At 55.6% G+C, this 277-nt stretch carries 1 pseudogene; it reads left to right on the top strand.

The window, feature by feature from the left end:
- Window positions 1–277 (top strand): annotated as a pseudogene (locus tag WFO64_RS22420) (IS3 family transposase); the annotation flags it as partial.

The raw sequence follows: 277 nt of genomic DNA, 5'->3' as shown, positions 1-277 counted from the left end.
TGCTTCGCAGGCAGGGCCACGTCTGGAACCACAAGCGTGTACACCGGATTTACCGCCTGCTGAAACTGAATTTTCGGCGTAAGGGTAAACAACGTCTGCCGGTGCGAAATCCGGCTCCGCTGGCCACGCCGGAAGCACTCAACCAGAGCTGGTCGATTGATTTTATGCACGACGCACTGACATGTGGCCGACGTTTTCGGACTTTCAACGTCGTGGATGATTTTAACCGCGAGGCTCTGGCGATAGAGATTGACCTGAATATCCCGGCACAGCGGGT

The organism is Pantoea sp. AS142 (genome assembly GCF_037152305.1).
Classification (GTDB): Bacteria; Pseudomonadota; Gammaproteobacteria; order Enterobacterales; family Enterobacteriaceae; genus Pantoea.
This window is presented reverse-complemented; position numbering and strand designations above follow the sequence as displayed.